Origin of the sequence: Nocardioides oceani (genome assembly GCF_030412965.1) — a bacterium.
GTDB lineage: Bacteria > Actinomycetota > Actinomycetes > Propionibacteriales > Nocardioidaceae > Nocardioides > Nocardioides oceani.
Genome location: NZ_JAUHJQ010000006.1, coordinates 228,219 through 252,816 on the forward strand (window position 1 = coordinate 228,219; position 24,598 = coordinate 252,816).

At 73.3% G+C, this 24,598-nt stretch carries 25 protein-coding genes; 16 read left to right on the forward strand and 9 right to left on the reverse strand.

Going from position 1 to position 24,598, the window contains the following annotated elements:
* The first annotated feature begins 31 nt into the window (after positions 1-31).
* From QWY28_RS15660 to hemW, 8 genes are all read left to right on the forward strand, one after another.
* Complete coding sequence (locus tag QWY28_RS15660) at positions 32-847, forward strand: aminoglycoside phosphotransferase family protein (protein ID WP_300953495.1); 816 nt, start codon at positions 32-34, stop codon at positions 845-847.
* Positions 848-929: 82 nt separating this feature from the next.
* Positions 930-1,577: an MOSC domain-containing protein gene (locus QWY28_RS15665; RefSeq protein WP_300953496.1), complete on the forward strand. Its 648-nt coding sequence runs from the start codon at positions 930-932 to the stop codon at positions 1,575-1,577.
* A 175-nt stretch (positions 1,578-1,752) separates the two neighbouring features.
* Positions 1,753-3,576, forward strand: coding sequence for an AMP-dependent synthetase/ligase (locus QWY28_RS15670; protein ID WP_300953497.1), 1,824 nt, complete (start codon positions 1,753-1,755; stop codon positions 3,574-3,576).
* Between the two features lie 126 nt (positions 3,577-3,702).
* The gene (gene imuA', locus QWY28_RS15675; protein WP_300953498.1) at positions 3,703-4,347 is read left to right on the forward strand and encodes a DnaE2-dependent mutagenesis accessory factor ImuA'; all 645 of its coding nucleotides are present in this window, start codon (positions 3,703-3,705) and stop codon (positions 4,345-4,347) included.
* Position 4,348: 1 nt separating this feature from the next.
* Positions 4,349-5,893 carry a DNA polymerase Y family protein gene (locus tag QWY28_RS15680; protein ID WP_300953499.1) on the forward strand — a complete coding sequence of 515 codons (1,545 nt, stop codon included), beginning with the start codon at positions 4,349-4,351 and terminating at the stop codon, positions 5,891-5,893.
* 25 nt (positions 5,894-5,918) lie between these two features.
* Positions 5,919-9,335 (forward strand): error-prone DNA polymerase, encoded by a 3,417-nt coding sequence (locus QWY28_RS15685; protein WP_300953500.1) that lies wholly within the window; start codon positions 5,919-5,921, stop codon positions 9,333-9,335.
* An 82-nt stretch (positions 9,336-9,417) separates the two neighbouring features.
* Positions 9,418-10,311, forward strand: coding sequence for a dioxygenase family protein (locus QWY28_RS15690; protein WP_300953501.1), 894 nt, complete (start codon positions 9,418-9,420; stop codon positions 10,309-10,311).
* Positions 10,312-10,375: 64 nt separating this feature from the next.
* Entirely contained in the window at positions 10,376-11,599 is a 1,224-nt protein-coding gene (hemW, locus tag QWY28_RS15695; RefSeq protein WP_300953502.1) for a radical SAM family heme chaperone HemW, read from the forward strand.
* A gap of 13 nt (positions 11,600-11,612) precedes the next feature.
* Here the strand turns inward: hemW and QWY28_RS15700 are convergent, their stop codons facing one another.
* The 5 genes from QWY28_RS15700 to QWY28_RS15720 are packed head-to-tail and all read right to left on the reverse strand — an operon-like array spanning position 11,613 to position 14,894.
* Positions 11,613-12,140, reverse strand: a complete 528-nt coding sequence (locus tag QWY28_RS15700; protein ID WP_300953503.1) for a DUF4870 domain-containing protein — start codon at positions 12,138-12,140, stop codon at positions 11,613-11,615.
* Positions 12,137-12,988, reverse strand: coding sequence for a DUF3097 domain-containing protein (locus tag QWY28_RS15705; protein ID WP_300953504.1), 852 nt, complete (start codon positions 12,986-12,988; stop codon positions 12,137-12,139). Before QWY28_RS15705 ends, QWY28_RS15700 begins: the two co-directional genes overlap by 4 nt.
* A 51-nt stretch (positions 12,989-13,039) precedes the next feature.
* Entirely contained in the window at positions 13,040-13,258 is a 219-nt protein-coding gene (locus tag QWY28_RS15710) for a hypothetical protein (RefSeq protein ID WP_300953505.1), read from the reverse strand.
* 18 nt (positions 13,259-13,276) lie between these two features.
* Positions 13,277-14,122 carry an MBL fold metallo-hydrolase gene (locus QWY28_RS15715; RefSeq protein WP_300953506.1) on the reverse strand — a complete coding sequence of 282 codons (846 nt, stop codon included), beginning with the start codon at positions 14,120-14,122 and terminating at the stop codon, positions 13,277-13,279.
* 37 nt (positions 14,123-14,159) lie between these two features.
* Positions 14,160-14,894, reverse strand: coding sequence for a hypothetical protein (locus tag QWY28_RS15720; RefSeq protein ID WP_300953507.1), 735 nt, complete (start codon positions 14,892-14,894; stop codon positions 14,160-14,162).
* Positions 14,895-15,062: 168 nt separating this feature from the next.
* Here QWY28_RS15720 and hrcA point away from each other — a divergent pair, with 168 nt between their 5' ends.
* Genes hrcA through QWY28_RS15735 form a run of 3 tightly spaced genes read left to right on the forward strand, consistent with a single transcriptional unit; the run spans position 15,063 to position 18,067 of the window.
* Positions 15,063-16,097: a heat-inducible transcriptional repressor HrcA gene (gene hrcA, locus QWY28_RS15725; protein ID WP_300953541.1), complete on the forward strand. Its 1,035-nt coding sequence runs from the start codon at positions 15,063-15,065 to the stop codon at positions 16,095-16,097.
* Between the two features lie 54 nt (positions 16,098-16,151).
* Positions 16,152-17,327: a molecular chaperone DnaJ gene (dnaJ, locus tag QWY28_RS15730; RefSeq protein ID WP_300953508.1), complete on the forward strand. Its 1,176-nt coding sequence runs from the start codon at positions 16,152-16,154 to the stop codon at positions 17,325-17,327.
* A complete protein-coding gene (locus QWY28_RS15735; RefSeq protein WP_300953509.1) occupies positions 17,327-18,067 on the forward strand; it encodes a 16S rRNA (uracil(1498)-N(3))-methyltransferase in 741 nt (246 codons plus the stop codon). The genes dnaJ and QWY28_RS15735 overlap by 1 nt, the downstream gene beginning before the upstream one ends.
* A gap of 25 nt (positions 18,068-18,092) precedes the next feature.
* On the opposite strand, the gene QWY28_RS15740 is transcribed toward QWY28_RS15735, so the two are convergent.
* Positions 18,093-19,016, reverse strand: a complete 924-nt coding sequence (locus QWY28_RS15740; protein ID WP_300953510.1) for a Gmad2 immunoglobulin-like domain-containing protein — start codon at positions 19,014-19,016, stop codon at positions 18,093-18,095.
* Between the two features lie 69 nt (positions 19,017-19,085).
* Here QWY28_RS15740 and QWY28_RS15745 point away from each other — a divergent pair, with 69 nt between their 5' ends.
* On the forward strand, positions 19,086-19,430 hold the full coding sequence (locus tag QWY28_RS15745; protein WP_300953511.1) for an HIT domain-containing protein: 345 nt from the start codon (positions 19,086-19,088) through the stop codon (positions 19,428-19,430).
* A gap of 94 nt (positions 19,431-19,524) precedes the next feature.
* On the opposite strand, the gene QWY28_RS15750 is transcribed toward QWY28_RS15745, so the two are convergent.
* From QWY28_RS15750 to QWY28_RS15760, 3 genes are all read right to left on the reverse strand, one after another.
* Complete coding sequence (locus QWY28_RS15750; RefSeq protein ID WP_300953512.1) at positions 19,525-19,953, reverse strand: PKD domain-containing protein; 429 nt, start codon at positions 19,951-19,953, stop codon at positions 19,525-19,527.
* 392 nt (positions 19,954-20,345) lie between these two features.
* The gene (locus QWY28_RS15755) at positions 20,346-20,918 is read right to left on the reverse strand and encodes a DUF6318 family protein (RefSeq protein WP_300953513.1); all 573 of its coding nucleotides are present in this window, start codon (positions 20,916-20,918) and stop codon (positions 20,346-20,348) included.
* 163 nt (positions 20,919-21,081) lie between these two features.
* Positions 21,082-21,354 carry a hypothetical protein gene (locus tag QWY28_RS15760; protein WP_300953514.1) on the reverse strand — a complete coding sequence of 91 codons (273 nt, stop codon included), beginning with the start codon at positions 21,352-21,354 and terminating at the stop codon, positions 21,082-21,084.
* A gap of 108 nt (positions 21,355-21,462) precedes the next feature.
* Between QWY28_RS15760 and QWY28_RS15765 the strand changes: the two genes are divergently transcribed.
* The 4 genes from QWY28_RS15765 to QWY28_RS15780 are packed head-to-tail and all read left to right on the forward strand — an operon-like array spanning position 21,463 to position 24,591.
* The gene (locus QWY28_RS15765; RefSeq protein ID WP_300953515.1) at positions 21,463-22,479 is read left to right on the forward strand and encodes a PhoH family protein; all 1,017 of its coding nucleotides are present in this window, start codon (positions 21,463-21,465) and stop codon (positions 22,477-22,479) included.
* Complete coding sequence (ybeY, locus tag QWY28_RS15770; RefSeq protein ID WP_300953516.1) at positions 22,476-22,925, forward strand: rRNA maturation RNase YbeY; 450 nt, start codon at positions 22,476-22,478, stop codon at positions 22,923-22,925. Before QWY28_RS15765 ends, ybeY begins: the two co-directional genes overlap by 4 nt.
* Positions 22,922-24,229: a hemolysin family protein gene (locus QWY28_RS15775; protein ID WP_300953517.1), complete on the forward strand. Its 1,308-nt coding sequence runs from the start codon at positions 22,922-22,924 to the stop codon at positions 24,227-24,229. The genes ybeY and QWY28_RS15775 overlap by 4 nt, the downstream gene beginning before the upstream one ends.
* Positions 24,226-24,591, forward strand: a complete 366-nt coding sequence (locus tag QWY28_RS15780) for a cytidine deaminase-like protein (RefSeq protein ID WP_300953518.1) — start codon at positions 24,226-24,228, stop codon at positions 24,589-24,591. The genes QWY28_RS15775 and QWY28_RS15780 overlap by 4 nt, the downstream gene beginning before the upstream one ends.
* Positions 24,592-24,598: the final 7 nt, after the last annotated feature.

Sequence of the window (24,598 nt, forward strand, 5' to 3'; positions counted from 1 at the left end):
CCTCCTCGGGGTCGCCCGGCACGATGGGCGGGTGGTCACGGTCGTCGACGCCCTGCTCGAGGAGTGGGCCCTGGTGCGCGACGGGGCGCCGTTCCCCGCGGGGCGGGCGACGGTGCTGCCGGTCCGCGACGAGCGCGGGCCGGCGGTGCTCAAGGTCGGTGCGGCGACGGACGCGCCCGCCCTCGAGCCGCTCGCCCTGCAGCGGTGGGGCGGGACCGGTGCGGCCCGGCTGCTGCGGGCCGACCCGCACCGCCGGGCGCTGCTGCTCGAGCGGCTGGCCGGCCCGGACCTGGCCGACCCCGCGGCCGGCCACTGGGACGTCGCGGCCTGCGAGCTGGTCGGGGCGCACCTGGGGCTCCTGCACGTCGACCCGCCTCCGCAGGTGCCCCGCCTGGCGACGTACGTCGCGGAGCGGACGGGTGCGCTGGCCGCCCTGCCGCGCGATGCGCCGCTGCCGCACCGCCTGGTCGAGCAGGCGGTGTCCCTGGGCCGGGCGCTCGCGCGCGACCCGGGGGAGGAGCGGCTGCTGCACACCGACCTGCACTACGCCCACCTGGTCGCGGGCGAGGACCCCGACGACTGGCGGGCGGTCTCGCCCAAGCCGCTGGCCGGCGACCCGCACAGCGAGGTGGCGCCGCTGCTGTGGCACCGGTGGGAGGACGTGACGGGGGACGTCCGCGGCACGCTGCGGCGCCGGTTCCACGCCGCGATCGACGCCGCCGGCCTCGACGAGGACCGCGCGCGGGACTGGGTCGTGGTGCGGACGGTCCACCGGGCGCTCGCCGGCCTGGCCGACCGCGAGCTGGTCACCCGGTGCGTCGCGGTCGCCAAGGCCGTCCAGGAGTGAGCCGGCCCGGCCGCCCCGCGATGCGGGCGGAGATGCGCCCGATAATGCGGCGCGGGCGGCCCCGGCGGGTGACAATCACGGGGTGTCCCAGCTCGTCTCCGTCAACGTCGGCACGCCCCGCGAGGCCGCCTGGGCCGGCATCGGCCGCACCAGCATCGACAAGGCGCCGGTCCGCGGCCCGGTCGAGGTCGGGCGGCTCGGCCTCGCCGGCGACCGCGTCTCCGACACCCGTCACCACGGCGGGGTCGACCAGGCGGTCTACGCCTACGCGCGCGAGGACCTGGACCGCTGGGCGGTCGACCTGGGCCAGGAGGTGCGCGACGGGCAGTTCGCGGAGAACCTCACCACGCGGGGCGTCGAGGTGACCGGCGCCGAGGTCGGCGAGCGGTGGCGGGTCGGCACGGCGCTGCTCGAGGTCGCCTACGTCCGCACGCCCTGCAACGACTTCAAGACCTGGATGGGCCGGTGCGGGTTCGACAATCGCGCCTGGGTCAAGCGGTTCACCCTCGACGGGGCGCCCGGTGCGTACCTCCGCGTCCTCGACCCCGGCACGGTGCAGGCCGGCGACGACATCGAGGTGCTGCACCGCCCCGGCCACGGCGTCACGATCGGGACGATGTTCCGCGCGCTGCACACCGAGCCGGCGCTGCTGCCGCGGCTGCTCGAGGTCGAGGGGCTGGCCGAGAAGGCGCGGCGCAAGGCCGAGCAGTACGTCGCCGCGCGCGCCTGAGCCCACCGAACCGGCACGCCCGGGGCGCGGTAGGGAAAACTTCGTTGATCGGGTGTCCAACCAAGGAGAAGTCGGCTACTCGCGGGTTGGAAGTGACGTAGGTTACGCGGCAACGATCCGCGACGGGAGGAGCGGCCGCTTCGGCCTACCCTCCCTGCCGTCACCCAGGAGAGCCATGCCCGTCAACCACGACACCAGCTTCGTCGACCACCTGGCCCCGAACATGGCCGTGCAGTTCCTCGACCGCGTCGCCGCGTCGTCCGCGGCCGAGGCGTTCCGCTTCCCCCGCGGTGAGGCGTGGGAGTCCGTCACCTGGGCCCAGGCAGGGGAGCGGGTACGCCGCCTGGCCGCCGGCCTGCTGTCGCTCGGCCTGGAGTCCGAGCAGCGCGTCGGCATCGCGGCCGGCACCCGCTACGAGTGGATCCTGGCCGACCTGGCGGTGATGTGCGCCGCCGGCGCGACGACCACCGTCTACCCGACGACCAACGCCCCCGACGTGGCCTACATCCTCGGCGACGCCGAGTGCCGCATCGTCTTCGCCGAGGACGACGAGCAGCTGGCCAAGATCCGTGGCCACAAGAACGAGCTGCCGCACCTGATGAAGGTCGTGACCTTCGACGGCACCGCCGACGGCGACTGGGTCATCTCGATGGACCAGCTCGCCGAGCTCGGCGAGAAGTACCTCGCCGACCACCCCGACATCATCGAGCAGACCGCGCAGGCCATCGGGCCCGACCAGCTCGCGACGCTGATCTACACCTCCGGCACCACCGGCAAGCCCAAGGGCGTGCGGCTGCGCCACCGCTCCTGGGTCTACGAGGGCGCGGCGATCCAGGCCCAGGACATCCTCCACGAGGACGACCTGCAGTTCCTGTGGCTGCCGATGGCCCACTCCTTCGGCAAGGTGCTGCTCTCCAGCCAGCTCGCGTGCGGCTTCGCCACCGCGATCGACGGCCGCATCGACAAGATCGTGGAGAACCTCGGCATCGTGAAGCCGACGTTCATGGGCGCGGCCCCGCGCATCTTCGAGAAGGCCCACGGCCGGATCGTCACCATGCAGCAGGCCGAGGGCGGCGCCAAGGAGAAGATCTTCAAGAAGGCCTTCGAGGTCGGCATCAAGGTCGACCGGCTCCAGCGCGACGGCAAGTCCGTCCCGCTGCCGCTGAAGCTGCAGCACGGCCTGTTCGACAAGCTCGTCTTCAGCAAGGTCCGCGACCGCTTCGGCGGCCGGGTCCGCTTCTTCATCTCCGGCTCGGCGGCGCTGAACCAGGAGATCGCGGAGTGGTTCAACGCCGCAGGCATCCTCATCCTCGAGGGCTACGGCATGACCGAGAACGCCGCCGGCGCCACGGTCAACCACCCCGAGGACTACAAGATGGGCACCGTCGGCCCCGCGCTGCCGGGCGCCGAGGTCCGCATCGGCGAGGGCGACGAGGTCCAGATCAAGGGCCCGCACGTCATGGAGGGCTACCACAACCTGCCCGAGGAGACCGCGAAGGCGTTCACCGAGGACGGTTGGCTGCGCACCGGCGACAAGGGCTCGATGGACGCCGACGGCTTCCTCACCATCACCGGCCGGATCAAGGACCTGTTCAAGACCTCCGGCGGCAAGTACATCGCCCCCTCGGCCATCGAGTCGAAGTTCAAGGCGCTGTGCCCCTACACCAGCCAGTTCATGGTCTTCGGCAGCGAGCGCAACTACTGCGTCGCGCTGGTCACCCTCGACCCGGACGCGATGGCGGGCTGGGCCGAGGAGAACGGCATGTCGGGCGCGCCCTACACCGAGGTCGTCTCCTCCCCGCAGGTCAAGGAGATGGTCGCCGGGTACGTCGAGCAGCTCAACGGCCGCCTCAACCGCTGGGAGACCATCAAGAAGTGGGAGATCCTCGACCACGACCTCACCATCGAGTCCGGCGAGCTGACCCCCTCGATGAAGGTCAAGCGCAACGTCGTGGAGGACAACAACAAGGCCCGGATCGACGCGCTCTACGCCTCGTGATGCACCCTTGACCCACGGCTGAACCAGTCGTCGGACCACCCAGAGGTGGCCACCCCCGGTTGACGCGTTCGAACGCATGTTCGATACTGGGGCGTGGCCACCTCTTCCTCTGCAGCGTCGCCCTCGGTGGGGGGCGAGATCGAGCGCCTGCGCGAGCGCATGCAGCGGATGACCGACGGCGTCCCGCGGCGGCCGCTGCCCACCCACCCCGCGCTCGGCGGGGTGGTCCAGCTGCGCACCGGCGGCAGCTACGAGGTCGACAGCGCCACGCTCGCGCTGGCCCTGATGGCCGGTCCGTCGCAGGCCGGTGAGTGGTGCGCGGTCGTGGGCGTGCCGGACTTCGGCGCCGAGGCGGCGGCCGCCGCCGGCGTCGAGCTCGGCCGCACCGTGCTGGTCCCCGAGCCCGGCGAGCAGTGGCTGGAGGTCACCGCCGCGCTCGTCGACGTCGTCCCGCTCGTCGTGCTGCGCCCGCCGCCGCGGGTCGGCGAGCACGTCGCCGAGAAGCTCGGCGCCCGGCTGCGCAAGCGCGCGGGCGTGCTGGTCTCCCTCGGCCCGTGGCCGCGCTGCGAGGTCCGGCTCACCACCGCCGAGCCGCGGTGGACCGGCGTCGGTCTCGGCCACGGCCACCTGCGCAGCCGCCGGCTGGTCGTCGAGGCGCGGCGCGGGTCGGCTCCGCCGCGGCGTACGGCGTTGTGGTTCCCCGGCGAGCAGGGCGCTCCCGCGCCGGCCGCCCCGGTGGTCCTCCCCGGGCCCGTCGCGGTCGCGGGCTGAGATGCGCGCACTCGTCGTGTGGTGCCCCGACTGGCCGGTGGTCGCCGCCCTGGCCGAGGAGGCCCGCCCACCGCGGCAGCCGGCCGCGGTCTTCTCCGCCAACGTCGTGCAGGCCGTCAACGGTCCCGCCCGCGACTTCGGCGTACGCCGCGGCATGCGGCGGCGCGACGCCCAGGCGCGCTGCCCCGAGATCGCCGTCCTCGCCGCCAACCCCGACCGGGACGCCCGGGCGTTCGAGGACGTCCTCGCGGTCCTGGAGCAGCTGCGGCCGGGGGTCGCGCCGCTGCGGCCCGGCCTGGTCGCGCTGCGCTCGCCGGGCCGGTTCTACGGCGGGGAGGCCGAGGCCGCGGCCGTCGTGGCCGAGCGGCTGGTCCGGCACGGGGTCTGGGACTGCCGGGTGGGGATCGCCGACGAGCTGTTCACCGCCGAGCAGGCCGCGCGGCGTGCCGAGCCGCAGGACAGCGTGGTGGTGCCGGCGGGGGAGTCGGTGCCGTTCCTGCGCGCGCTGCCGGTCGAGGTTCTCGAGGACCCCGAGACCGTCGGCCTGCTCAAGCGGCTGGGGCTGCGCTCGCTGGGGCAGCTGGCCGACCTCGGTGCCGGGGACGTCCTGGCCCGGTTCGGCCGGCAGGTGGCGTGGGTGCACCGGATCGTCTCGGGCCGGGGCGAGACGCTGCTGGCCGAGCGCGCCGTCCCGCCGGACCTCGAGGTGCACGTCGACTTCGAGCCGCCGCTGGACTCCGCGGAGACGATCTCCTTCAGTGCCCGGCGCACCGCCGACGCCTTCGTCGAGCGGCTGGCCCGCCACGGCCTGGTCTGCACCGAGCTGCTCGTGCAGGCCGAGGCCGACGGGGTGGTCGCCTCCTCGCGGCGGTGGGTGCACCCGCGCTGGTTCGGCGCCGCGGACGTCGTCGACCGGCTGCACTGGCAGCTGCAGGGCGCCATGAACGGGCTGAGCAGGGGCGGGGAGGTCCGCGCCCCGGTCGAGCGGGTGCGGTTCGTGCCCGAGACCGTCGTCCCCGACGCGGTCCATGCCGACGGGCTCTGGGGCGGCACCGACGAGCGGGTCCAGCGGGGGATCGCCCGGGTCCAGGGGATGCTCGGCCACGAGGCGGTCGTCGTGCCGGTGCTCCAGGGCGGCCGGGCGCCGGCGGACCGGCAGGCGATGGTGCCCTGGGGCGAGCGGCCCACCGGGCTGCGGCCCACCGGGCTGCCCTGGCCGGGCAGCATCCCGCCCCCGGCGCCGGCCCGGGTGCTGGCCGACCCGTGGCCGGCGGCGCTGGTCGAGCCGGGCGGGCGGCCGGTCGTGGTCGACGAGCGGGGGGCGGTGCGCGGGGAACCGGCGCGGTTCCGCCCGCACGCCGACGAGCCGTGGCAGCCGGTCGCGGCGTGGGCCGGCCCGTGGCCGGTCGAGGAGCTGTGGTGGGAGGGCACGCCGCGCCGGGTGGCCCGCTTCCAGGTCGTGGGGGTCGACGGGCGCGCCTGGCTGATGACGTACGACCAGGCCGCCGCGGAGTCGGTCTGGTGGACCGAGGCGGGCTACGACTGATGGCCGAGAAGCACCGGGGGGACTGATGGGCTGGAACAACCCCACGATGCCCTGGGCCGAGCTCGAGCGGCGGCTCTCGGGCCGCCCGGACCTGTCCTCGGAGGCGCCGATCTCGCGGCGCAAGCGGCGGCCCCAGCAGACCGACGTCGCCGCGCCCGACGGTCCGGTGGTGCCCTACGCCGAGCTGCACTGCCACTCCAGCTTCAGCTTCCTCGACGGCGCCAGCTCGCCGGACCAGCTGGTGCTCGAGGCGATCCGGCTGGGCCTGGACTCGTTGGCGATCACCGACCACGACGGCTTCCACGGCGCGCCGCTGTTCGCCGAGACCGCGCAGGTCAACGCCGCGCCGTCGGGCCGCTCGGGCCTGCGCACGGCGTACGGCTCGGAGCTCTCCCTCGACCTGGGCCGCGCCCAGCAGGGCGTGGCCGACCCCGAGGGCACCCACCTGCTGGTGCTCGCCCGCGGCGTGGAGGGCTACCACCGGCTGGCAGCGGCGATCACCGACGCGCACCTGCGCGGGCAGGAGAAGGGGCGCCCGGTCTACGACCTCGCCGAGCTCGGCGAGCGGGGGCGCGGCCACTGGCTGGTGCTGACCGGGTGCCGCAAGGGCGCGGTCCGCTCGGCGCTGCGGGCCGACGGCCCGGCCGGGGCCGCGCGCGAGCTGCGCCGGCTGGTCGAGCTGTTCGGCCGCGACTCGGTGGCCGTGGAGCTGGTCGACCACGGCTACCCGGGCGACTCCGGCGACAACGACCTGCTCTTCGCGCTGGCCGCCGAGCACGGCCTGCCCGCGGTGGCGACCAACAACGTCCACCACGCCCGCCCCGGCGACCACCGGCTGGCCGCCGCGATGGCGGCGATCCGCGCGCGGCGCAGCCTGGCCGACATGGACGGCTGGCTGCCCGCGAGCGGCGCGGCGTGCCTGCGGTCGGGGGAGGAGATGGCGCGGCGGTTCGCCCGCTACCCCGGCGCGGTGGTCCGCTCGGTGGAGCTGGCCGACCAGGTCGTCTTCGACCTGCAGAAGGCGACCCCGCGGCTGCCCAAGGACGGCATCCCCGAGGGGCACACCCCGATCAGCTGGCTGAAGGTGCTGACCTGGCGCGGCTTCGAGGAGCGCTACTACGGCACCGACCTCGAGACCGAGGCGCGCGCCAAGATCCACCACGAGCTGGAGGTCATCGAGCGCAAGGACTTCGCCGGCTACTTCGTCATCGTCCACGACATCGTCGCCTTCGCCCGCTCCCGCGGGATCCTGTGCCAGGGCCGCGGGTCCGCGGCGAGCTCGGTGGTCTGCCACGCGCTCGGGATCACCGCCATCGACCCGGTCTTCTACCGGCTGCCCTTCGAGCGGTTCATCTCCGAGCACCGCGACGAGGAGCCCGACATCGACGTCGACTTCGACTCCGACCGCCGCGAGGAGGTCATCCAGTGGGTCTACGAGCGCTACGGCCGGCACAACGCCGCGCAGGTCGCCAACGTCATCAGCTACCGCCCCAAGATGGCCGTGCGCGACGCCGCCAAGGCGCTCGGCTTCTCGCCCGGCCAGCAGGACGCCTGGTCGAAGTCGATCTCCAGCTGGACCAAGGTCGAGCCCGACGGCGACCCCGGCGAGACCGAGGTCCCCGAACAGGTGGTCGCGCTGGCCAACCAGCTGCTCTCCACCCCGCGCCACCTCGGCATCCACTCCGGCGGGATGGTGCTCACCGAGCGACCCATCGGCGAGGTCTGCCCGATCGAGCACGCCCGGATGGAGAACCGCACGGTCCTGCAGTGGGACAAGGACGGCTGCGAGTTCATGGGCCTGGTCAAGTTCGACCTGCTCGGGCTCGGGATGCTCTCCGCGCTCGACCACATGATGCGCATCGCCGCCGAGCACCTCGGGGACCGCTGGGAGCTGGCGACCATCCCCAAGGAGGAGCCGGCGGTCTACGACATGCTCTGCCGCGCGGACTCCATCGGCGTCTTCCAGGTCGAGAGCCGCGCCCAGATCGGCACCCTCCCGCGGCTGCAGCCGCGCTGCTTCTACGACCTGGCGATCGAGATCGCGCTCATCCGCCCCGGCCCTATCCAGGGCGGCGCGGTCCACCCCTACGTCCGCCGCGCCACCGGCCGCGAGCCGGTCACCTACCCCCACCCCGAGCTGGTGCCGGTGCTCGAGCGGACCCTCGGCGTGCCGCTGTTCCAGGAGCAGCTGATGGACATGGCCAAGACCATCGGTGACTGCACGCCCGACGAGGCCGACCTGCTGCGCCGGGCGATGGGCTCCAAGCGCGGCGTGGAGCGGATCGAGAGCATCAAGCACAAGCTGTACGCCGGGATGGAGCGCCGCGGGATCGTCGGGGACGACGCCGACGCGATCTACGTCAAGATCCTGTCCTTCGCCAACTTCGGCTTCGCCGAGAGCCACTCGCTCTCCTTCGCCAAGCTCGTCTACGCCAGCTCGTGGTTCAAGCTGCACTACCCGGGCGCGTTCCTCGCCGGGCTGCTCCGGGCCCAGCCGATGGGCTTCTACTCCCCGCAGTCGCTCGTCGGTGACGCCCGCCGGCACGGCGTCACCGTGCTCAAGCCCGACCTCGAGCGCTCCGGCGCGCAGGCCGACCTCGAGCCGCTGACCTCGGACGCGCGCACCTCCGGCCTGGACTCCTGCCTGCTCGACCACCCGGGCAAGACGTTCTTCGTCCCGGGCACCCCCGACCCCACCCCGCAGCACCGGCGGGACACGGCGTACGCCGTCCGGCTGGGGCTGGACTCCGTGCGCGGCATCGGTCCGGACGTGGCCGCGCGGATCGTGGCCGCCCGGGCGGAGCGGCCGTTCGCCGACCAGGTGGACCTGTCCCGGCGCGCCGGTCTCGACGCCCGCCAGCTCGAGGCGCTGGCCACCGCGGGGGTCTTCGACAGCAGCGGGCTGACCCGTCGCCAGGCGCTGTGGAACGCCGGCTGGACCGAGCGGGAGGACCAGCTCGAGGGAGTCCGGGTCTCCGGGGACGCGCCGATGCTGCCCGACATGGACGAGGTCGAGCTGACGATGGCCGACCTCTGGGCCACCGGCGTGACGCCCGACAGCCACCCGTTCGGCCACCTGCGCGGCCAGCTGCGGCGCGCCGGGGTCCGCTCGGTGGCCGAGCTGGCCACCACCGAGCCGAACCGCCGGATCAGCGTCGCGGGCCTGGTCACGCACCGGCAGCGGCCGGGCACGGCCGGCGGGGTCACGTTCCTCAACCTCGAGGACGAGACCGGCATGCTCAACGTCATCTGCACCGTCGGCGTCTGGCGCCGCCACCGCAAGGCCGCCGCCGGCTCCTCGGCGGTGGTCGTCCGCGGGATGCTCGAGCGCGAGGACGGCGCCACCAACCTGGTGGCCGACAAGATCTCCTCCCTCGAGGACCTCCATCCCGAGGCGGGCCGGGCGCTGCGCGAGAAGCACCGCTCCCGCGACTTCCGCTGACCCGCCTCGACGGGCGCGGGGTCATCGGTGCGGCTGGGGGTGCGCACAGCGGCCGCACAGGGACGACGGCTCGAATGACGCCATGAGCACCCAGCACTCCTCCGCCGACCTCGAGGACCACGACCTCGGCCTCTCCTCCGACCTCCCGCGCATCCTGGGTCGCCGACGCCTCTTCGGCCTGGCCGGCGGCGTCGGTGCGGCCGCCGCGCTGGTCGCCTGCGGCGCCGACGAGACCACCACCGAGCTGACCTCGACCGGCTCCCGGCCGACCCCGCCTTCCGGTGGCCCGCCGGCCGGCGGCGGCGCCGGGGGTCCCGGCGGTGCCGAGGGGTCGGACGTCGACGTCGCCGAGGGCGAGATCCCCGAGGAGACCGCCGGGCCGTACCCCGGTGACGGCTCCAACGGCGCGAACGTGCTGACCGAGTCCGGCGTGGTGCGCAGCGACCTCACCACGAGCTTCGGCTCCGCGTCGAGGGTCGCCGAGGGCGTGCCGGTCACCATCCGGCTCCGCGTCCAGGACCTGTCCGGCGACGACGTCTCGCCGCTGGTCGGTGCCGCGTTCTACCTGTGGCACTGCGACCGGGCCGGGGAGTACTCGATGTACTCGGAGGCCATCGCCGAGGAGAACTACCTGCGCGGGGTCCAGGAGACCGACGAGGACGGCCGCGTGGAGTTCACCAGCATCTTCCCCGCCTGCTACGACGGCCGCTGGCCGCACATGCACTTCGAGGTCTACGAGTCGCTGGCCTCGGCGACGACGTACACCAACAAGCTGCGCACCTCCCAGCTCGCCCTGCCCGAGGACGTGTGCCGCGAGGTGTACGCGACCGACGGCTACGAGACCAGCCTCGACAACCTCAACCGGGTCGCGCTCGACACCGACATGGTCTTCGCCGACGGCCACTCGCTGCAGCTGGCGAAGGTGACCGGATCGGTCGAGGAGGGCTACACGATCAGCCTCAACGTGCCGGTCTGAGTGCCCGTGCGGGGCCTCGTCCGGCGATGTGGCCGGCCGGGTGCCCGGTGGGAGGATGGAGCGCGTGCCTTCCGTCCTCCCCGCCGGCGACCCGGTGCCCGAGGACGGCGCTCTCCCGGAGGAGTCGCTCGCGCGGCTGGGGGAGCGGCCGTTCGGGTTCTACGTGCACGTGCCGTTCTGCACGGTGCGGTGCGGCTACTGCGACTTCAACACCTACACCGCCTCCGAGCTCACCATCGGCGGCGGCACGACCGTCTCCCGCGGCACCTACGCCGCCGCCGCGGTCGAGGAGGTACGCCGCGCGCGACGCGTGCTCGGGGACCGCGACCTCCCGGTGGAGACCGTCTTCCTCGGCGGCGGCACCCCGACGCTGCTGAGCCCCGCCGACCTCGGGTCGGTGCTCACCGCGATCGACCAGGAGTTCGGCCTGGTGCCCGGCGCCGAGGTCACCACCGAGGCGAACCCCGACAGCGTCGACCTGGCCTACCTCGACGGCCTGCGCGCGGCCGGGTTCACCCGCGTCTCGATCGGCATGCAGTCCGCCGTCCCGCACGTGCTCCGCGTGCTCGACCGCACCCACGACCCGCTGCGCGTGCCGGCGGCGGTCGAGTGGGCCCGCGCAGCCGGCTTCGACCAGGTCAGCCTCGACCTGATCTACGGCACGCCGGGGGAGTCCCTCGACGACTGGTCGACCTCCCTCGACGCGGCGCTGGCCTGCGCGCCGGACCACGTGTCGGCGTACGCGCTCATCGTGGAGGAGGGCACGGCCCTGGCCCGGCAGGTCCGCCGCGGCGAGGTGCCGATGACCGACGACGACGACCTCGCCGACAAGTACCTCCTGGCCGACGAGCGGATGACCGCCGCCGGGCTGGGGTGGTACGAGGTGTCCAACTGGAGCCGGGACGCCGCCTCGCGGTGCCGGCACAACGAGCTCTACTGGACCGGCGCGGACTGGTGGGGCGTCGGCCCCGGGGCGCACTCCCACGTCGGCGGCACCCGCTGGTGGAACGTCAAGCACCCGGCGGCGTACGCCGACCGGATCGCCGCGGGTCGGAGCCCCGCCCACGCGCGCGAGGTGCTGAGCGCCGAGGACCAGCGGGTCGAGCGGGTCCTGCTCGAGCTGCGCCTCACCGACGGGCTGGACCGCCGCGTGCTCGACGAGGCCGGGAACGCAGCAGTCCCCGGCCTCGTGGACCGGGGACTGCTGGTGGAGCGGGCGGGCCGGCTGGTGCTCACCCGTGACGGCCGGCTGCTCGCCGACGCGGTCGTGCGCGACCTGCTGGCCTGACTGGCGACCTGGGTCAGCTGACCATGCGGATGGTCAGCGGGTAGCGGTAGAGCTCGCCGTTGGACGCCTTCACCGACCCGATGATGGTGAACACCAACCAGATCAGGCCGACGATCGGCAGCAGCAGGAAGCCGATCAGCACGAAGGCCAGCACGAAGGAGACGATCCCGTAGATGAGGATCGAGAGCTGGAAGTTCAGCGACTCCACGGCCTGGGCGCGGACGTAGGCCGACTGGTTGCCCTTGACGAGCATGACCAGCAGCGGGCCGAGGAACGCCAGCGCGACGAACGCGCCGATCAGCGCCGACCAGTGCGCGGCGCCGCCCCAGGTGCGCTCGTCGGGGTTGCTCGGGCCGCTGCCGCCGTACGGCTGCTGGTACGGCGGCTGACCCGGCGGCTGCTGGCCGTAGGGCTGCTGGTTGTAGGGCTGGGTGCCGTAGGGCTGTTGCCCGGAGGGCTGCTGGCCGTACGGCTGGTTCCCGTACGGCGTGCCCTGCGGCTCCTGCGGGTCGGACGGCGGGGGGCCGTAGGGATCGCTCACGGGTGCTCCTCGGTGACGAAGTCGATCAGCTCCTCGACCCTACCGAGAAGCGCGGGCTCGCAGTCACCGAACGAGTGCACCTTCGACAGGATGTGCTTCCAGGCCCGCGCGATGTCGGCCTGGTCGCGGTGCGGCCAGCCCAGCTGTTGGCACACGCCCTTCTTCCACTCGATGTGCCGCGGCACGTCCGGCCAGGCCTGCAGCCCGAGCCGGTCGGGCTTGACCGCCGCCCAGATGTCGATGAACGGGTGGCCGACGATGAGCACGTGCTTGCCGACCGGCGACCTGCGCACGGCGTCGGCGATGCGGCTCTCCTTCGAGCCCTTGACCAGGTGGTCGACGAGGACCCCGACGCGGCGGTTCGGCCCCGGGCCGAAGTCGCGCAGCTGGTCGCCGAGGTCGTCGACGCCGTCGAGGTACTCCACGACCACGCCCTCGATCCGCAGGTCGTCGCCCCACACCTTCTCGACGAGCTCGGCGTCGTGCCGGCCCTCGACGAAGATCCGGCTGGCCCGGGCAACGCGGGCCTTCGCGTCGTGGACGGCGATCGAGCCCGACGCGGTCCGGGTGGGCTTCGCGGGCGCGGTGCGCCGCACCGGCGCGGTGAGGATGACCGGCTTGCCCTCGAGGAGGAAGCCCGCGCCGAGCGGGAAGGTACGGCGCCGGTTGCGGCGGTCCTCGAGCGTGACGGTGTGCAGGTCCCGGTCGACGGCGACGATCTCGCCGACCCAGTCCGTGGTGACCTCCTCCACGACCGCGCCGAGCTCGGCGGGCGCCTCGACGGCACGGCCGCGCTTCGGGGCGCGCCAGTCGGTCGAGAGGACGTCGGATCCGTAGCGGTCGGTCACGCCTCCGACGCTAGGCCGGAGCGCCGACAGCGCGGCGCACGCCGCGCCGGGTCAGCCCTCCTGTGACGTGCTCGACCCGTCCTCGGCCGCGTCCTGCTCGGCCTCCTGGTCGGTGTGCTTGCCCTCCTCGAGCAGGTCACCGGCGGTCTCGCCGGGCTCGAGGCCCTCGGCGAGCGGGTTGTCGTCGCCGGGCCGGAGGTCCTCGGGCAGCTGCTCGTCGCTGATGCCGGTCGGGTCCTGGGTGGCGTCCTCGGGTGTGGGCTCGCTCATGCGGTGTCCGTACCCGGTTCAGATCAGCGGCAAGCGCCGCTGGCTGCGCGGCAGCTGGGCGTAGGCGCGCTCGACCGCGGCAGCCAGGTGCTCGCGCGGCCACGGCCACTCCGCGGCCCCCAGCGCCTCGGCGAGGGGCACGCCGCGGGTGGCCAGGTCGCGGACCGTCTCGGCGACGATCCCGATCAGGTTGCGCTGCTCCTCGACGAAGTCGCGGTCGACCACCGGTCCGTGCCCGGGCACGACGACGGAGGCGGGTGTCGTCAGCCCGAGCACGATGTCGAGGCTCAGCGGCCAGTCCATCGGCCAGGAGTCCTCGCCGAACGACGGGGGCGCCGAGGACTCGACCAGGTCGCCGGCCACCAGCACGTCGGCGTCCGGGACCCGGAGGACGAGGTCGCCGGCGGTGTGCCCGCGACCGGGGTGGACCAGCTCGAGGGAGCGGTCGCCGAGGTCGAGCACGCGGATCGAGGAGAAGACGTGGTCGGGCACCACGACCGTGGTGGCGAGGACGTCCTCGCGGTGCGGGTCGGCCGCGTCGGCGGCGTACCGCTCCTGGACGGCGGCGGCGCCGCGCTCCAGCTCGGCCGCCGCCTCCTCGTGCGCATGGACAGGCACGTCGGGATCGAGCTCGCGGAAGGCCTGGTTGCCGAAGGTGTGGTCGAAGTGCCAGTGGGTGTTGACGACGGCGACGACCTCGCCGCCCAGGGTGCGTACGTCGTCGGCGAGCGCGCGCCCCGCGGCCGCCGAGCCGTGGGTGTCGACGACGACCAGCCCGCGCTCGCCCCCGACGACGGTGGTGGTCACGTCGAACCAGGGGCGCCGGGTCGTCCAGACCCGGTCGGCGATCTCGGTGAAGGTCACCCGGCGAGCCTAGGCGGCGCCATCGGCGGCGGGAGGCTCAGCACATGCCGTGGTGCAGCTGGCGGCGGAGCATGTCGCCGAGCTCGGCGGTGGTGCGGGCCGGTCGGGGGAAGTGCAGGACCGTGCGGTCGGCGCCGTGCGGCCCGACCCACTGCACCTCGACGCCGTCGGTGCGCAGGTCGGCGAGGGCCACGCCGACCACGTCGGTCATCGGGGCGCCGGTCGTGGAGGAGACCGCGCGGCGCAGCTCCTCCTGGTGGTGGCTGTTGGCGTGCTCGACCGAGCGCTGGAGGTAGCCGCGGTTCAGCTGGTGCTCGGGCGCGCGGAACCGGCCGACGTCGACGCGCAGCTGGCGCTCCGCCGGCTGGCCGGCCCGGCCGAGAGCCACGAGGTCGGGCTTGAGGGCCACCACCTCGCGGGGGTCGCCGCAGCACTCGCAGACCTCCCGGCCGCGCACGACGAGCCGGCCCGCGAGCGCGAGCGTCGCGTCCCGGTCGGGGGAGCCGTGGCGACCGAGCCCGCTGTGGACCGTCAGCAGGGCGCGCCGGCCCTCGGCTGCGACGACGGCGAGCTCGGAGCCGAGCGGCGTGGAGAACGTCGGCTCGCCCCCGCAGTCCTGCATGCCGGTGCCCGCGGCCTCGGCGCCCTCGAGCACGTCCGGCGCGCCGTCCACGACGAGGTGGACGCTCGCAGGGCAGGAGAGGATGCTGCGCGCCGCGGCCGCGCCACCGTCGGGGTCGTGGCGGACGCTGCTGCTCGGGACGACGGTCATGAGAGCTCCCTCCATTAAGACTTAGGTGAGCCTAACCTATGCCACCGGTCGAGTGCCCGGCCAGCCGTGCGTCCCGCCGGCCGAGATCGTCGCCCTCGTCCGACCGCGCGCTACAGTTGGCACTCAGTCGTGACGAGTGCCAGACGAGCCGGACGGGTGGGAGGCGACGTGCAGGAGGACCGCAGGCTCGCCGTGCTGCGGGCCATCGTCGAGGACTACGTGGCGACCGAAGAGCCGGTCGGCTCCAAGGCGCTCGTCGAGCGGCACGGGCTCGGCGTCTCGCCCGCCACGGTCCGCAACGACATGGCCGTGCTCGAGGACGAGGGCTACATCACCCAGCCGCACACCAGTGCCGGCCGGGTGCCCACCGACAAGGGCTACCGCCTCTTCGTCGACCGGCTCAGCACGGTCAAGCCGATGTCGTCGGCCGAGAAGCGCGCGATCGCCTCGTTCCTCGACGGCGCCGTCGACCTCGACGACGTCGTCACCCGGTCGGTCCGGCTGCTCTCGCAGCTGACCCGGCAGGTCGCCGTCGTGCAGTACCCCACGCTCTCCCGCTCGACCGTGCGCCACGTCGAGCTCGTCGCGCTCGCCCCGACCAAGCTGCTCGTCGTGCTCATCCTCAGCACCGGCCGCGTCGAGCAGCGGCTCGTCGAGCTGCCGGCGGAGCTGACCGAGGACGCGCTCGCCGAGCTGCGCTCGCGCGTGAACCAGGCGGCGACCGGCGAGGTCATCGCCGACGCCGTACGCCGCCTTCGCGAGGCCGTGCCGGAGGCCCCCGGTCCCGGACCGGACCGCGACGACGGCGTCACCCGCGCGGTCGTCGAGACCCTCGCCGACGCGATGGAGGACCACCGCTCCGACGCCCGGGTCGCGGTCGGTGGCGCCGCCAACCTCGCGCGGTACGGCGACTCCTTCGACTCCGCCGTCCGGCCCCTGCTGGAGGCGCTGGAGGAGCACGTCGTGCTGCTCCGGCTCCTCGGCGAGGCGACCGTCGGCGGCACCGTCACGGTCCGCATCGGCGCCGAAGGGCCCTACGAGCAGCTCTCCTCCACCAGCGTCGTCGCCACGGGCTACGGTCCGCGCGACGAGGCGCTGGCCACGCTGGGCATCGTCGGCCCCACGCGCATGGACTACCCCGGGACCATGTCGGCGGTGCGGGCCGTGGCCCGCTACGTCTCCCGGATCCTCGACGAGGGCTGACGGGCCCTCGCCCCGACGTACCCCTCACATCCCCGATCCCGCGAAGGAACACAGGTGAGCCAGGACCTCTACGAGCTGCTCGGCGTCGACCGCGAGGCGGACGACACCGCGATCAAGAAGGCCTACCGCCGGCTCGCGAGGCAGTACCACCCCGACGTCAACCCCGACCCGGAGGCGCAGGAGCGGTTCAAGGAGGTCTCCCGCGCCTACGAGGTGCTCTCCGACCCGCAGAAGCGGGCGGCCTACGACCGCGGCGGCGACCCGTTCGGCGGCGGCGCCGGCGGCTTCGGGCAGGGCGCCGGCTTCTCCTTCACCGACATCATGGACGCCTTCTTCGGCGGCCAGGCCGGGGCCGGCGGCGGCGGTGGGCGGGGCCCGCGTCCGCGCGTGCGCCGCGGCCAGGACGCGCTGATCCGGCTCGAGGTCGACCTGGCCGAGGCGGCGTTCGGCGTCACCCGCGAGCTCAAGGTCGACACGGCGGTGCTGTGCACGACCTGCCACGGCGACGGCGCCGCGCCGGGCAGCCACCCGGTGCCGTGCGAGACCTGCCGCGGCCAGGGCGAGGTCGCGCACGTCCAGCGCTCGTTCCTCGGCGAGATCCGCACGCTGCGCCCGTGCGCGGCCTGCCGCGGCTTCGGCACGATCATCCCCGAGCCCTGCCGCGAGTGCTCCGGCGACGGGCGCGTGCGCTCGCGCCGGACGCTGACGGTCAAGATCCCCGCGGGCGTCGACACCGGCACGCGGGTGCAGCTGGCCGAGCAGGGCGAGGTCGGCCCCGGCGGCGGGCCCGCCGGCGACCTGTACGTCGAGATCCAGGTGGCCGCCCACCCGGTCTTCACCCGCCACGGCAACGACCTGCACTGCACGGTCACGGTCCCGATGACCGCGGCCGCCCTGGGCACCTCGCTGACGCTGCCGACGCTCGAGGCCGACGTCGAGCAGGGCGCCGACTCCGGCGTGGAGACCGAGTTCGCCCTCGAGATCCCCGCCGGCACCCAGTCCGGCACCGAGCAGGTGCTCCGCGGGCGCGGCGTGCCCGGGCTCCGCGGCGGGCGGGGCGACCTCGTCGTCTCGGTCGCGGTCGAGACCCCGCAGCGCCTCGACGGTCGGCAGGAGGAGCTCCTGCGCGAGCTCGCCGCGATCCGTGGCGAGGAGACCCCGTCTGGGCAGGTCAAGCCGGGCTCGAAGTCGTTCTTCGGCCGGCTCCGCGACGCCTTCGACGGTCACTGATGTCGCTTCCGGTCCACCTCGTCCCGTCGCTGACGGGCGTCGGTGCCGGAGCGACCGTCACCGTCGACGGCGACGAGGCGCACCACGCGGTCGCCGTCCGCCGGCTGCGTGTGGGGGAGCGGGTCGTCCTCACCGACGGGGCCGGCACCTCGGTCACCGCCGAGGTCAGCTCCACCGGCAAGCGGGTCTTCGAGGCGGTCGTCGGCGACGTACGCCGCGTGGAGCCGCCGTCACCGGCGGTCGTCGTCGTGCAGGCGCTCCCGAAGGGCGACCGCGGCGAGCTCGCCGTCGAGGTGCTGACCGAGGTCGGCGTCGCCCGGGTCGTGCCGTGGGCGGCCGCGCGCTCGGTCGCGGTGTGGAAGGGCGAGCGCGCCGCGAAGTCCCTGGCCAAGTGGCGCTCGACCGCCCGCGAGGCGGCCAAGCAGGCCCGCAGGTCCTGGTTCCCCGAGGTCGCCGAGCTCGCCTCGACCGACGACGTCGTCGAGCTGCTGTCGTCGGCGACGCTGGCCGTGGTGCTGCACGAGGAGGCGTCGGTGCCGCTGGCCTCGCTCGACGTCCCGGCCGAGGGACCCGTCGTCGTGGTGGTGGGGCCGGAGGGCGGGTTGACCGACGAGGAGGTCGCGTCGTTCACCGCCGCCGGCGCGTCGTCGGTGCGCCTGGGCTCGGAGGTGCTGCGCACCTCGACCGCGGGCGTCGCCGCTGTCGCCGCGCTGCTGACGCGGACCCCGCGCTGGGGCTGAGCGCTGCTCGACCGCTACTCGACCGCTACTCGACCGTGATGGTCTTGCTGTCGACCATCGGCCCGCCGCCCTCGCCCCCGGAGGGGTCGTCGGTCATCGCGACGAACGTGTAGGTCCCGGGCTCCAGGCCGGACACGTCGACCTCGCTCGCCCACGGGTAGAGCTTGTCCATCCAGCCCTCGGCCGTCGCGAACCCGTCGACGACGACCTTCCCGCTGCTGTCGCGGACCTCCCACGGCACGGTCGCCTCGAACGACGAGGCGACGCCGCCGGCGGTGAAGGTGTCGGCGACGGTCGCGCCCTCCTCGGGACCGCTGATGCTCACCAGCGACAGCACCTCCAGCGGGGCGGCCTGGACGAGGTCACCGGTCACGCCGAACAGCGGCGCGGGCTCGCCGGCGGCGTCCACGACGCGCACGGGGAGGCGCTCCTGCGCGACGCCCTGCAGGGTGTAGACGAGCTGCTGGACGGCCAGCCGGGCGCCGTTCCGGGACAGCTCCCCGGGCGCGCTCCACCCGTCGTCGGCCACCTCGACGACGATCGCCCCGTCCTCGGCCCGCACGTCGGCGAACGCGCCCTCGGGGAACAGCGAGCGGTAGTCCGCGTCGAGCGCGTCGCCGGTCGTCAGCAGCCGTGCCGCCTCGACGTACGGGTCGCCGCCCACCCGCCGGAACTCGCGGTAGAGCCGTGCTCCCTGCGGGGTGTCGCCCACGAAGTACACCGGCACGGTCGTCTCGCTGCCGCCGCCGTCCTCCGACGGGGAGCCGTCGGACGTGGGCTCCTCGCTGGGCTGGCTCGTCTCGTCGGGGCTGGTCGAGGCGGTCGGCGAGGTCGTGCTGCCCGCGGGGGTGGGGTCCGCCGCCGAGCCGCCGTCCTCACCGCAGGCGCCGAGCGCGAGGGCGAGGGTCGAGGCGGTCAGCAGGGCGGTGATCCGCAGGCGAGCGTCCATGGGTTCATCCTCCCGGGTCGGGGTGCCGATGCCGGTGAGACGCGCGCGGGACGGCGCTAGGTTGCGTGCATGAGTGATGCGGACTGCCTGTTCTGCAAGATCGTCGCCCAGGAGGTGCCGGCGGAGGTCGTGCACGTCACCGAGCGCACGGTCGCGTTCCGGGACATCAACCCCCAGGCGCCGACCCATGTGCTCGTCGTGCCGCGCGACCACTACGAGAACGCCGCCGCGCTCGCCGCCGGCGACCCGGTCGCCTCCGCCGAGCTGGTCACCGCCGCCGCGGCCGTCGCGACCGCCGAGGGCCACGCCGACTACCGGCTGGTCTTCAACACCGGCGCCGGCGTCGGCCAGACGGTCTTCCACACCCACCTGCACATGCTCGCCGGGCGCCCGATGACCTGGCCCCCGGGCTGATCGTCCTCCCGACGCACCGAAGTCCCTCCGGCCGCCGACGTCCCCGCGGGGCGACGGTCACGCTGGGCACTCCGGTACGTCGGCCGGTCGCGCCCTACCGGTAGCCCACGAGCGTCGGCGTGGCGGTCAGGACGCGGAGACCGACCGGTGCTCCGGGGATGGTGACGGTGCCGTCGACGGGCTGCCACGGCCCGCCGTCGACGCTGAACTCCGCGGAGTACGTCGTGTCCACGCTCGGCGCCACCCGCCCGGCCTTCCGGTAGTCGTGGGTCACCTCGAGGTCCGGGTACGCCGCGCCCGGCCCGCTCGTGGTGGCCGTCGTCCCGTCGCCGAAGCTCCACGTGTAGCTCGTCGGGTGGATCCGCAGGTCGACCTGCCGACCGAGCAGGGTCACGCTGCGGGTCAGGTCGCCCTGCTCGGTGTAGAAGTTCGTCGCGAAGTTGACCAGCGTGCGCCCGTTCGGCGGCTGGACCTGCAGCTGCGCCGGCGGGAGCCCGACGCGCCGTAGAGCATTCAGCACCATGGCGTTGGTGATCTGTGGCTGCGTCGGCTCCGCTTCGTCAGGGCAAGCCTGGTAGTTCGCTAGTTCCTGGCCATCGACGGATACGAACCACCACTCGGTCAACACCTCGCCGCCTGGGCAGAGAGCAACCTCTTGGCAGGTCGCAGCGCCGCCAACGGCGCAGACGGGAGCGCTATGCCAGGCCCCCGGAGTGGACGACGTTTGGGTTGTGTCCTGGGGCGGCGCTGCGCACCCAGCTGAATTGGAGTTGCTATTGACCGAGAAGAAGTTTCCTGTCGCACCTGCAGAGGTTGAGCCATTCGTGACCGGAGTGCATCCGTCCGCCTGAGCCGGGGCAGGAGCCAGGGAGAGCAGTGTCCAGGCGACCAGGACGAGGGTGGCGATGGCCCGGTTCATTGGGCGTTCCAGTACGAGATGATCGGGACGCCGTTCTCGTTGATTACAACGAAAGTCGCCCGAATGGTGGATGACGGAAATTCTCCGTCCTTCGAGTCGCCCGGAAGATCGATTCGTTGCGCCTGGTTCTTCACGCGCGCAAGTACTTGAAACGCGGGGCCTTCGCGTAGGCGCACCCTCTTCGTCTCGAGAATGTTTACCGTCGTCTCGCCGCCCTCGATCTGACCACCGTCGTCGTAGACAGCGGATATAGCTTTTCGACCGCTCGTGCAGGGGGCGCATTCCGCAGCTGAGACCTTCTTGAGAGGCCGTACGTCGCCAGTCGCCTGTGCGTAATCAGCGAGCTGCCAGAAGTAGGTGACGAGTGCGTCGGCGCCGGTAGCGGAGAACTGCCGCGCAAGGGCCGGGCGCGTTGGCTCCCCGTCCGAAGGAGCCGACGGTGACGCGACCGCCGACGTCGCCGAAGCGGACGGCGAGGGGGCGAACGTCGGCTCGGGATCGTCGCCGGAGCAGGCGGAGAGGCCAAGGGTGGTGGCGAGCGCGAGGGCGCCGAGGGTGCGCAGCGGCATGGTGCGGTCCTTCCCGAGACAGCAGCGCCCAGACCGAGGCGCCCGCTTCGGACGATAACCACGTCGCGCCGCGATGGCGACCGTCCGGGGACGGGTTGTGGACGACCCCACGACGCAGGGACCACGTCGGCCACACCAGCGCCAGCGGACCCGCGACCGGCGCTCAGAACAGCTGCAGCGCCCGCACCAGGGCGAAGACGACCGGCAGGCCGAAGACGACGAGCATGATCCAGGCGGTGACCCGGTGCCGCCGTTGGGTCGGGTCGAGCCGGCTGGCGAAGTCGAGGAGGGCCCCGTCGGGGACGTGCGCGGTGAGCCCCATCCGGCGGGCGTCGGGCGGGAGGTGGGTGCCGGCCTCCCAGGCCGGCGCGGTGTCGTCGTCGTGGTCGTCGGGATCCTCGACGGGATCACACGGGTCCACGGGAACACTCGGCACGCGACCGACGCTACGCCGTGCAGCGCAACTCGCTGGGGCGCGCGCGAGCGCTCCCGTAGCATGGACAGGCACCCACCGTCGACGAAAGGCCGCCCGGACCGGGCATCCATGACTGACAGCCAGACCCACTCCACGCGGCACACCGTCGTGGTCCCGAACAGCATCAACATGGTCAGCCTCCTCGGGCCCGGTGACGAGCACCTCGCCCTGCTCGAGCAGGCCTTCGACGCGGACGTCCACGTCCGCGGCAACCGGATCACGCTGTACGGCGAGCCGGGAGAGGTCGCCCTCGCCGAGCGGCTGCTCGACGAGCTGGTGACGATCATCCGCACCGGCCAGGGCGTGACGGGGGAGACCGTCGAGCGCGTGCTGGCGATGCTGCGAGCCGAGACCACCGAGCGCCCCGCCGACGTGCTGAGCCTCAACATCCTCAGCAACCGTGGCCGCTCGATCCGCCCGAAGACGCTGAACCAGAAGCGCTACGTCGACTCCATCGACAAGCACACGGTCACCTTCGGCATCGGGCCGGCCGGCACGGGCAAGACGTACCTCGCGATGGCCAAGGCCGTGCAGGCCCTCCAGAGCAAGAACGTCAACCGGATCATCCTCACCCGCCCGGCCGTCGAGGCCGGCGAGCACCTCGGCTTCCTGCCGGGCACGCTCAGCGAGAAGATCGACCCGTACCTGCGCCCGCTCTACGACGCGCTGCACGACATGATCGACCCGGAGTCGATCCCGAAGCTGATGGCAGCGGGGACGATCGAGGTGGCGCCGCTGGCGTACATGCGCGGTCGCACGCTCAACGACTCCTTCATCATCCTCGACGAGGCGCAGAACACCACGCCCGAGCAGATGAAGATGTTCCTCACCCGCCTCGGCTTCGGCTCGAAGATCGTCGTCACCGGCGACATCACCCAGACCGACCTGCCCGGCGGCGTGAAGTCGGGCCTGCGGATCGTCGAGGGCATCCTCGACGGCGTCGAGGACATCTCGTTCAACCGGCTGACCAGCCACGACGTCGTGCGGCACCGCCTGGTCGGCAAGATCGTGGCGGCGTACGACGAGTTCGACGCCGAGCGTGAGCGGGTCAGCGAGCAGCGGGCAGCCAAGGACGCCACGCGGTGAGCATCGAGGTCCTCGACGAGTCCGGCCACGCGCTGGACGTGCGGTGGCTGGCCGACCTCAGCCGGTTCGTGATGGACCGGATGCGGGTGCACCCGATGGCCGAGCTGTGCATCAAGGCCGTCGACGAGGCGACCATCGCCGAGCTCAACGAGCAGTGGATGGACAAGGAGGGCCCGACCGACGTCCTGGCCTTCCCGATGGACGAGCTGCGCCCCGGCCTGGTCGACGAGGAGCCCGAGGAGGGCGTCCTCGGTGACCTGGTGCTGTGCCCGGAGATCGCCGAGAAGCAGGGCGGAACCGCCGGCCACGGCAAGGACGCGGAGATCGAGCTGCTGACGGTGCACGGGATCCTGCACCTGCTCGGCTACGACCACGCCGAGCCCGAGGAGCACAAGGAGATGTTCGGCCTCCAGGACGAGCTGCTGAAGGAGTGGCGCGCCCGGTGACCGCCGGAGACGTGTGGCTGCTGGTCACAGCGGCCGCACTCGTCGCGCTCGCGGGCCTCTTCAGCGCCGTCGACGCGGGCATCAGCGCGTTCTCGCGCGCCCGCGCCGAGGAGCTGGTGGGGGAGGAGCGTGCGGGCGCCAAGCGGCTCGTGGCGCTGCTCGACGACCCGGTCCGCTTCCTCAACACCGCGCTCTTCCTGCGCCTGCTGTGCGAGGTCGCGGCGATCGTGCTGGTCACCCTGCACATCGACGAGGCCGTCGACGGCGCCTGGTGGGCCAGCGTGCTGCTGACCATCGCGATCATGCTGGTGGTCAGCTTCGTGGTCATCGGCGTCGCCCCGCGCACCCTCGGCCGGCAGCACTCCGAGACCGTCGCGCTCTTCTCGGCCGGCCCGTTGATGGCGCTGAGCCGGGTGCTCGGGCCGCTGCCGCGGCTGCTCATCGTCGTCGGCAACGCGCTGACGCCGGGCAAGGGCTTCCGTGAGGGCCCGTTCTCCACCGAGACCGAGCTGCGCGAGCTGGTCGACCTCGCCGAGGCGTCCGCGGTCATCGAGTCCGGCGAGCGTCGGATGATCCACTCGGTCTTCGAGCTCGGCGACACCTCGGCCCGGGAGGTGATGGTCCCGCGCAACGACGTGGTCTACGTCGAGCGGCACAAGAACCTGCGCCAGACGATGTCGCTGTTCCTGCGCTCGGGCTTCTCCCGCGTGCCGGTCATCGAGGACAACCTCGACTCGATCGTCGGCTTCGCCTACCTCAAGGACGTGGTGCGCCGCGACTTCGAGGCGCCCGAGGTCGAGCTGACCCAGCGCATCGACGAGGTGATGCGCCCGGCGACGTACGTCCCGGAGTCCAAGCCCGTCGACGCGCTCCTCTCCGAGATGCAGGCCAACCGCCAGCACATCGCGGTGGTGGTCGACGAGTACGGCGGCACCGCCGGCATCATCACCATCGAGGACCTCCTCGAGGAGATCGTCGGCGAGATCACCGACGAGTACGACGAGGAGCAGGTCGAGACCGAGGAGCTGCCCGACGGCGAGGGCTGGCGGGTCTCCTCGCGCTACCCGGTCGACGACCTCGACGAGCTGTTCGGCTTCGACGTCGAGGAGGAGGACGTCGACAGCGTCGGCGGCCTCATGGCCAAGCACCTCGGCCGCGTGCCGATCCCCGGCTCGGTGGTCGTGGCCCACGGCCTGCGCTTCGAGGCCGAGGGGCCCGCGGGCCGTCGCAACAAGGTCGCGACCGTCCGGATCATGCCGGTCGGCGCCGACGACCCCGACGAGAGCACCCAGGAGGACGAGTGAGCACCGGGCCCACGAGCGAGGTCGGCGAGGTCAGTGCGGAGGACCGCAAGCTGGTGACCCTGGCCCGCGCGACGCGTGCCCGCACCCGCGCGGCGGAGGGGGCCGCGGTCCGCGACGCCGACGGCCGGACGTACGCCGCCGCGACGGTCGACCTGCCGTCGCTGCAGGTCTCAGCGCTCGGCGTGTGCGTCGCGATGGCCGTCGCCTCGGGCGCGACCGGCCTCGAGGCGGCGGTCGTGCTGACCGAGTCCGAGGCGCTCGCGGACGCTGACCTGGCGGCCGTGCGGGACCTCGGCGGTGCCGGCGTCGTCGTCCACCGGGGCGACCCGCGCGGCACGTTGGTGACGACCACCACCACCTGACCCGGGC